Source organism: Sphingomonas sp. CROZ-RG-20F-R02-07 (assembly GCF_022662335.1).
Taxonomy (GTDB): domain Bacteria; phylum Pseudomonadota; class Alphaproteobacteria; order Sphingomonadales; family Sphingomonadaceae; genus Sphingomonas.
In genome coordinates this window covers 1-8288 of the sequence record NZ_JAKNQJ010000031.1, presented here as the reverse complement: position 1 = coordinate 8288, position 8288 = coordinate 1, and the positions used below count along the sequence as shown (strand labels likewise).

Sequence of the window (8288 nt, the reverse complement as noted above, 5' to 3'; positions counted from 1 at the left end):
AGGCTCCAAAGCCCGAAGCTCCAACGGCGTCGGAATCGTGTCGAGTAGGGGGGTGTCGTTAACGCTGGTCATCCCAAGGCCTTAAACCAGTCGACCGATCGTGTCGATTGTAACGGATCAGGCGCAGCAGGCGGCGCAGCGGCCGCGCACCTCGATCACCGGGCGTTCGGCGGCGAAGCCGACCGAGGCGGCGGCGGCGCGCACCCCGCGGGTGATCGCATCGTCGTCGAGATGCGTCGTCTGCCCGCACGCATCGCAGACGAGAAAGATGCAATCGTGCCGGCAATCGGGATGCGCGCTGACGATGTAGGCGTTCGCGCTTTCCACCTTGCGCGCGAGATTGGCGCCCACGAACAGGTCGAGAATCCGGTAGATGCTGTTGGCCGCCACCCGCCGCCCGGCGGCCTGCGACACCGAATCGGCGATGTCATAGGCGGAGGCCGGTCGATCGAACCCGGCCAGGGCCGCGAACACGCTGGCGCGCATCGTCGTCCATTGTTCGCCCGCCCGCTCCAGCGCGGCCTGCGCCACCGTCGCGAGTTCGGCGCCTTGCGGCTCGTGATGTCGATGGGCTTGGGCCATGGTTCGATTTAGAGCCGCAGCCGATCCGCGGCAAGCACCGGGCCCCGCCCACGCCGCAAGGCGGCGCTTGGCCCAGCGGGCGCAAAGGCGTAGGCACCGGACATGCTCCAGCCCAGCGCCGCTTTCTCGTCCACCGCCCGCCCCCGCCTGCTCGCGATCTGGCTGTTCGTCGTGGCGGCGCTGGTGGTGGCGATCGTCGTGGTGGGCGGAATCACCCGGCTGACCGATTCGGGCCTGTCGATCACCGAATGGAAGCCGCTGACGGGCGCGATCCCGCCGCTGACCGACGCGCAGTGGCAGGCCGAATTCGCGCATTACCGCGCCATCCCGCAATATGCCGCGTTCAACCGCGGCATGACGCTGGGTGGGTTCCAGGCGATCTTCTTCTGGGAATATCTCCACCGGTTCCTCGGCCGCTTCATCGGCATGGCGTTCCTGCTGCCGGCCTTGTGGTTCGCGCTGCGGCGCCAAATTCCGGCGGGCTATGCGCCGCGCCTTGCCGCCCTTTTCGCGCTGATCCTGCTCCAGGGGACGTTCGGCTGGCTGATGGTCAAATCCGGGCTGACGGCGCGCACCTCGGTCGCGCCCGAATGGCTCGCCACGCATCTGCTCACCGCGCTGTTCACGCTCAGCGGCATGGTGTGGACCGCGCTCGACCTGCTCGACCGCGCGGCGAACCCCTATGCGAAGCCCGCGCGGCTGTCGCCCGTGGCGATCGTCGCGCTGCTGCTGCTGGCCGCGCAGATCCTGTTCGGCGCGCTCACCGCCGGGCTTCACGCGGGCTATGCCTTCGCCAGCTGGCCGCTGATGGGCGACCGGCTGTTCCCGGCGAACGTGCCGATGCTTGCGCCTGCCTGGACCAACGCCTTCGCCAACCCGATCGTGGTGCAGTTCGTCCATCGCTGGCTGGCGTTTGGTGCGGGCGCCGGTCTGGTGGCGCTCGCGGTCGGCGCGACCCGCACGGGGTCGCGCGCGGGCTTCGTCGTGGTGGCGCTCGTCACGCTGCAGATCATGCTCGGCATCGCGACGCTGATGACCGGCGTGCTCGTCCCGGTCGCGATCGCGCACCAGGCGAACGCCGCCCTGCTCGTGGTCGCCGCGGTGTTCGCCGCGCACGCGATCGGTGGGGCGCAGCGCCACAGGTAGCCCGATACCCGTCGGCAAAGCGGCGCTTTGCTTGACTTACCGGCGCCTTTCCGCGAATGGGCGTGCAATCGCGCTGTCCCTCGGGGCGGCGCGTGCCTGTTTGCACGAAAGGTCTCACGCCCATGAAGGCGCTCATGAAGACCACCAAGTCGGCCAAGCCGCACGAGGTGGAGAAGAAATGGCATATCGTCGACGCCGAGAATCTCGTCGTCGGCCGTGCCGCGGTGGTGATCGCCAACGTCCTGCGCGGCAAGCACAAGACGAGCTTTACCCCGCATGTCGACTGCGGTGACAACGTCGTCGTTATCAACGCCGACAAGATCCGCTTCACGGGCAACAAGGCCCAGAAGAAGGTCTATTACAAGCACACCGGCTATGCCGGCGGCATCAAGGGCATCACCGCCGCCAAGGTGCTGGACGGCCGCTTCCCCGAGCGCGTGCTCGAAAAGGCCGTCGAGCGGATGATCCCGCGCGGGCCGCTGGGCCGCGAGCAGATGCGCAACCTGCGCATCTTCAAGGGCGCCGAGCATCCGCACGAAGCGCAGAACCCCGAAGTCCTCGACATCGCCGGCATGAGCCGCAAGAACAAGGTGGGCGCCTAAATGTCCGACAACCGCCAGTCGCTCGCGGATCTCGCGAACCTGACCAACCCGGCCGCCGCCCCGCAGGCACCGGCCACGGGTGAGCATTCGGACCAGCAGGCCGCCGATTACATGGCCGGCCACATCGAGGAGCCCAAGGCACCGACGATGCCGCTGCGCGAGCAGATCCTCGACAAGCAGGGCCGCGCCTATGCCACCGGCCGCCGCAAGGACGCGGTCGCCCGCGTGTGGGTCAAGCCCGGCTCGGGCAAGATCACGATCAACGGCCGCGACCAGCAGGTCTATTTCGCGCGCCCGACGCTGCGCCTCGTCATCAACCAGGTGTTCGGCGTGACCGAGCGCGAGGGCCAGTATGACGTCGTCTGCACCGTTAAGGGCGGTGGCCTGTCGGGCCAGGCCGGCGCGGTGAAGCACGGCATCAGCCAGGCGCTCACCAAGTACGAGCCGATCCTGCGTGCGCCGGTGAAGGCCGCGGGCTTCCTGACGCGCGACAGCCGTACCGTCGAGCGCAAGAAGTACGGCAAGGCGAAGGCTCGTCGTAGCTTCCAGTTCTCGAAGCGCTGATCGGTCGGTCCGGGACGCCATCGACGTTCCTGGATGCCGCCCTCGCGGTATTATGAAAAGGGCGGTTCCGGTCATGCCGGGGCCGCCCTTTTCGGTATGGGTCCGCCTCGGACGCCGGGCTGCGCGCGGCGCGGCAATGGAACCCTGTCGACGGATCGCGGGTCGTAAGAAACCGGGATAGTGGAATCGGTGGCGAAAAGCCGGCGCTGCGAGGACAAATCCCCGAATATCAGCGAGCCTCGGCCGATCGCCCGTCGAAATCATCGTAACTGTCGAGCGTGACGACGGCAGCCGGGCTGGAAGGATCCGGGCGATCGCGGAGGTCGAATGGGATCAGCCGGCGAATTCGAACACCGGCTGATCGCGGTGAAGATAGTCCGGATCGAAATCGGCGCGCGCGAGCAGGCGTTTGCGGTCGACGATCCGGACGAAGCGGCGCGTGCGCGCGATCAGCCCTTCGGCTTCGAGCTGCTTCAGGGTTCGGTTGACGTGAACCGCCGTCAGCCCGACGGCATCGCCGATTTCTTCCTGCGTCATCGGCAGATCATAGCCATGATCCTCAAGCCCCGCTTCCGGCAGCCGGGACTCGAATTCGCAGAGCAGGTGCGCGACGCGGGTGAGACCGTCGCGCCGGCCGATGTTCAACATGTTTTCGCGCGCCATCGACGCTTCGACGAGCGTGCTGATCCACAAGGCCTGCCCCACCGCCGGGCGGCTCATCGCGAGATGCTGAAGATCCGGGATCGCGCATTCGGCGACCTCGAGCGACGTCAGGGCCTGCACATTATGGTCAGAGCGGGACAGGAACAATTGCTGGAGATCGCTGAATTCTCCCGGCAGCAGAAACCCCAGGATCTGGCGCGCACCCATGAAGGTCAGCTTCTGGCGAACCGCAAAGCCCGAGAGGATGAAGGCGCAATGTTCCGGCCGACCGCCCTGACGCAGCAGATAGGTGCGCGCATCATAATGGCGCAGGCGGAACGGCATCGCGCGGATCGCGGCACGATCGGTGTCGTCCAACGCCACCCGGTTGGCGATGCTTGAAACAAGCACGTCGGCAGGAGCGTGCTCCGTTGTCATGATTCTTCACCCGGAACCGATTGCCCCGAACCTAAGTAACTCTAAATCATCAAAGTTTACAGTAAACCATATTGCAGCTCAGGTTACGCACATAAGGTCTTGATACATGTTATTACGCACTCGCCAACCAACCTGATGTCCCCGCCGATGGCGCAACGGGGGAAGTCGCAAGGCTCAGGCCGCCGTCACGCGGCCTGTCCGCTGCAGCTTGCCCCAGCCCACCATCGGCCCGCGCACCGCCTGCGCGATGGCCTTCAGCACGACATAATACATCACTTGGCGGTACCCGATACGCTGCGGCACGAGCAGCCACAGCAGCCGCCATCGTTCCTTGCGCTCCAGCGCGAACGCGATGGTCGCCGCCAGCATGTCGATCGCGGTGAAGACCAGCCAATAGACCAGCATCAGCTCGACATCGTGGCTCGTCTGCGCCCAACCATGCGCCTGGATGGCGATATAGGTGAGGAAGAAGCTGACGAGCAGCGCGAGATCGATGATCGGCGAGATCGCCGCCAGCAGGATCTGGAACACGATCGCCTGCGGCAGGCCGATCCAGCCCAGGCCTCTGGGATGCGAGCCGAAGATCGCCGACTGGTGCTTCCAGAGGCATTGCAGCGTGCCGAACGCCCAGCGGAACCGCTGCTTGGCGAGCGCGCGCAGCGTCTCGGGCGCCTCGGTCCAGGCGACCGCGAACTGGTCATAACGCACCTTCCATCCGGCGCGCTGGATCGCGATCGTCAGATCCTGATCCTCGGCGAGCGTGTCGTTGGGATAGCCGCCAACCGAGCGGATCGTCTCGACGCGCCAGGCGCCGACCGCGCCCGGCACGACCGTCATCGCGTTCAGCCGCGCGAGCGCGCGCCGCTCGAGATTCTGCGCGGTGATATATTCAAGCGCCTGCCATTTGGTGACGAGGTTCACGCGGTTACCCACCTTGGCGTTGCCGGCGACCGCGCCCAGCGCCGGATCGTCGAACCAGCGCGCGAGGCGCGCGATCGTGGTCGGTTCGAACTGCGTGTCGGCGTCGAGCGCCACGACGATCTCGCCCCGCGCCAGCTCCAGCCCCCGGTTGAGCGCGCGCGCCTTGCCGCCATTGGCGAGCGTCAGCAGCCGGACGCGGTCATCGTCGGCAAAGGCGTCGCGCACCACCTGGGTGGTGGCGTCGGCCGAGCCGTCGTCGATCACGATCACCTCGATCCGCACCTCGGTCGAAGCGAGCACCCCGCGCACCGCGCGTTCGATCACGCGCTCCTCGTTATAGGCGGGGATCATCACGGTGACGAAGCGCGTGGGATCGATCGGGGGGAAGACGGTGCGGTTTTCGCGGCGCGCCTGGATCAGCGCCAACGCCGATAGCGCGAGCGCACGCAGGATGCCGACCGAAATGGCGATCGCGAACAGCCAGTGGAGCGCGATCACGATCCAGCCGAGAATGGTGAACAGGCCCAGATCCGCCATCGCCGCCAGCCGGTCGCTGGAGGAGATCGGCGGCATCGAGGCCTCGCGCGTCAATCCCGCGAGCGCGGACACGGGCACGAAGCGATAGCCCATGGCCCGCAGCCGCTCGATGATGACGGGCAGCGCGGCGACGGTCTGCGCGCGGTTGCCGCCGGCATCGTGCAGCAGGACGATGTTGCGGCTGCAGTTGGTGGGCGCATCCTCGTCGCCGGTGCAGTTGGCGGGGCCGGTGGTGGCGTCGGCGATCGTCTTGTCGATGATCGCCTGCACGCCCGGCCGCTTCCAGTCGCCCGGATCGACGTGCAGGCCGACCGAAATATAGCCGCGATCCTGCGCCTCGAGCGCGGGCACGATTTCGTCTGCGGTGGTCGGCTCGGCGTCGCCGAAATACGGCGCGCGGAAAAAGCGGAGCGAGCGGCCGGTGAACGCCTGGAACAGCCGCTGGGTGGTGTTCAGCTCGAAGCGCACCTGGGGTTCGGAGACGTTGGCGAGATTGGGATGCGTATAGGTGTGGCTGCCGATCTCGTGCCCCTCGGCCACCATGCGCTCGAGCAGGCTGCGGTTCGTCAGCGCGTTCTCGCCGATGATGAAGAACGTGCCGACTACGCCCTCGCGCTTCAGCACGTCGAGGATCTGCGGAGTCCATTGCGGATCGGGGCCGTCGTCGAACGTCAGCGCGATCATCTTGGGGCGATAGCCGGTGCGGTCGATCACATAGGAGGAGGGCAGCCGCGTGAAGTTCACATCGGCGATGGTGTTGTCGCGCGCGGGCACCGCGTCGCGCAGGCCGTTCACCGGCGTGCCGCGGATCTTCAGGATCTCGCCCGCGCCCTCGATGTCGACATTGGTACCCGCGGGGATGGTGTCGATCGAATCGGGGATCGGCAGCTTGCGGTGATCGCGGCCGAAGATCGTCCAGATACCTGGATCCTCGGAGCCCAGCCGCCACAGCGCCACGCTGCCCACGCCCGCCTTTTGCAGGAACGCGATCTGGTTGTAGGCGGACGCCGCGTCGAGCAGCCACACCTGATGGCGGATATCACCGTCCTGATAGGCGAAGCTCGTATTCTGGCTCATCCGGTCGAAGGTGGGCATCACCCCCGAATCGCGCGCCGCCTGCCACGCCTCCTCGACATCGACGGGATCGCCGCCGCCCTCGTGCCAGTCATACCCATAATTGCCGATCGCCACGACGAGCTTGGCCGCGGGGATGCCGCGCGCGGCGTTCGCCACCATCCGCGCGAACCATTGCTGCGACGCGATCGGCCCGGGCGCGCCCGCATTCTCATGCTCGTCATAAGCCATCAGGAAGATCTTGTCGGTCACCCGGGCATAGGCGCGCAGGTCCCAATCCTCGTTGCCCACCGGCGCCGCGATCGCGATCACCCAGCCCCGCGGCGCGAAGCGCGCATGCGCCTCGGCGAGGAACGCGCGGTAATTCGCCTGCGCGGTGGGCGGCAGATCCTCGAAATCGAAGAAGACGCCGGCGGCGTGGTTGTTCGCCAAAAACAGCGTCAGCCGGTCGAGCAGCGCGCGCCGTGCCGCCGGATCGGCGAACAGCGACGCGGCGCCCTTGCCGTCCCACACGCCGCCCTTCGCGTTCTGCACCATTGGCAGGATCTGCGGCCGGTGGATCGCATGGTTGATGATCGATCGGCCGACCGGATCGCGGAACACGGTGGTGTCGTGCGTCGGGCCCGTCACCGAGACCCAGGCGGGGATCAGCCAGTCGAGCTGTTCGACATGGCGCTTGAGGCTGGCCGAGCTCGAATCGTCCCAAGGCGCGTGAAAGGCGATGGCGAGCTGCGGGTTGGCGGCCGCCGCCGCCTGCCCCTTCGGGCTCGCGGGCGCGGCGCCGAAGAGCTGCCGGCGATAATAATCGACGGAGCGCGCGGTGCGGCTGAGAAGGCCGCCGCGCGGCGCCGGCAACCCTTTCATCGCGCTGCGTTCGGTCTGCACCGGCAACAGCGGCGCGGCGGGCACCGCGCCGATCGAAACGCCGAACATCGCGACGGCGAGCACCAGCAACAGCGCGAACGCCGCGACGCCGAGCGCGAAGCGCCGCCGCCGGCGACCGCTGGCATCGAAGAAGATCGGACGCTCGGACATGGACGACACTCTTGCATGGGCAAGCCCGAACGGGCCCGCGCCGGGATGACAAATCCGGTGGGGGCGGTCAACGGCGGCGGGTGGGCGGGGTTGGGAACGGGTGGCGATCGCCGGCATTTTCGAGAGGGATCGAGAAAGGGAAAGTCGCAACCGATCACGGACCATATGTACGCCAAGTGGCCGCTCCCGGCCCCGCATGGGCTGGGGCGGCCATAATGGCAGTTACCGCTATCGGCTGTGACCCGAATCTGGCTTTGTCTTGAAACTCAGCCCGAACGGGACTGCGGGCACGCCATTCTGATCTGCGAAGTTCAGGTAAGGCGGATCGTTGAACCAGACTTCGTATCGACGACCGGGCTGGACCTTGCACGTTAGCGTGAAGGTTTTACCATCGCCCGACTGCACGGGCTCGTTCGTACCACAATCGGGGTAGGTCTCCGCGCTTTTCTGAACGAAAGAATAGCTTCTTGGTCGCATAGTTCGGTCAAACGTGACGCTCAGTTTCATTGGGCCCGATGCGACAGTGGCACCATGCATCGGAAAAGTGGAAATCACCTTTGGCGTGGCGGGCTTGGACGCTTCACCGGAAATGAGGTGGGCACCCACATCAACGTGGCGGCGTGGCGCTGATTGCGGTGCAAAGACAGCATCTTGCTCGTTGGTGACGGCCTTGAAGCAGGATTTCGGCTGACTGAGCCGGAGAGTACCGTCGCCGGACGCGGCTATCCGGTGGGAGACTGTCGTTCA

The 8288-nt window shown here is 66.6% G+C and carries 6 protein-coding genes; 3 read left to right on the top strand and 3 right to left on the bottom strand.

Going from position 1 to position 8288, the window contains the following annotated elements; genetic code table 11:
- Positions 1-117: 117 nt before the first annotated feature.
- Positions 118-582 (bottom strand): transcriptional repressor, encoded by a 465-nt coding sequence (locus L8H00_RS18290; RefSeq protein ID WP_242098742.1) that lies wholly within the window; start codon positions 580-582, stop codon positions 118-120.
- 102 nt (positions 583-684) lie between these two features.
- On the opposite strand from L8H00_RS18290, the gene L8H00_RS18285 reads away from it, so the two are divergent.
- The 3 genes from L8H00_RS18285 to rpsI all read left to right on the top strand — a co-directional run bounded on the left by L8H00_RS18285 (position 685) and on the right by rpsI (position 2894).
- On the top strand, positions 685-1728 hold the full coding sequence (locus L8H00_RS18285; RefSeq protein WP_242098740.1) for a COX15/CtaA family protein: 1044 nt from the start codon (positions 685-687) through the stop codon (positions 1726-1728).
- A 122-nt stretch (positions 1729-1850) separates the two neighbouring features.
- Positions 1851-2330 (top strand): 50S ribosomal protein L13, encoded by a 480-nt coding sequence (rplM, locus tag L8H00_RS18280; protein WP_242098738.1) that lies wholly within the window; start codon positions 1851-1853, stop codon positions 2328-2330.
- Positions 2331-2894, top strand: a complete 564-nt coding sequence (gene rpsI, locus L8H00_RS18275; protein WP_242098737.1) for a 30S ribosomal protein S9 — start codon at positions 2331-2333, stop codon at positions 2892-2894.
- 333 nt (positions 2895-3227) lie between these two features.
- Here the strand turns inward: rpsI and L8H00_RS18270 are convergent, their stop codons facing one another.
- Entirely contained in the window at positions 3228-3974 is a 747-nt protein-coding gene (locus L8H00_RS18270) for a Crp/Fnr family transcriptional regulator (protein WP_242098736.1), read from the bottom strand.
- Positions 3975-4148: 174 nt separating this feature from the next.
- Positions 4149-7541 (bottom strand): polysaccharide deacetylase family protein, encoded by a 3393-nt coding sequence (locus L8H00_RS18265; protein ID WP_242098735.1) that lies wholly within the window; start codon positions 7539-7541, stop codon positions 4149-4151.
- Positions 7542-8288 lie beyond the last annotated feature (747 nt).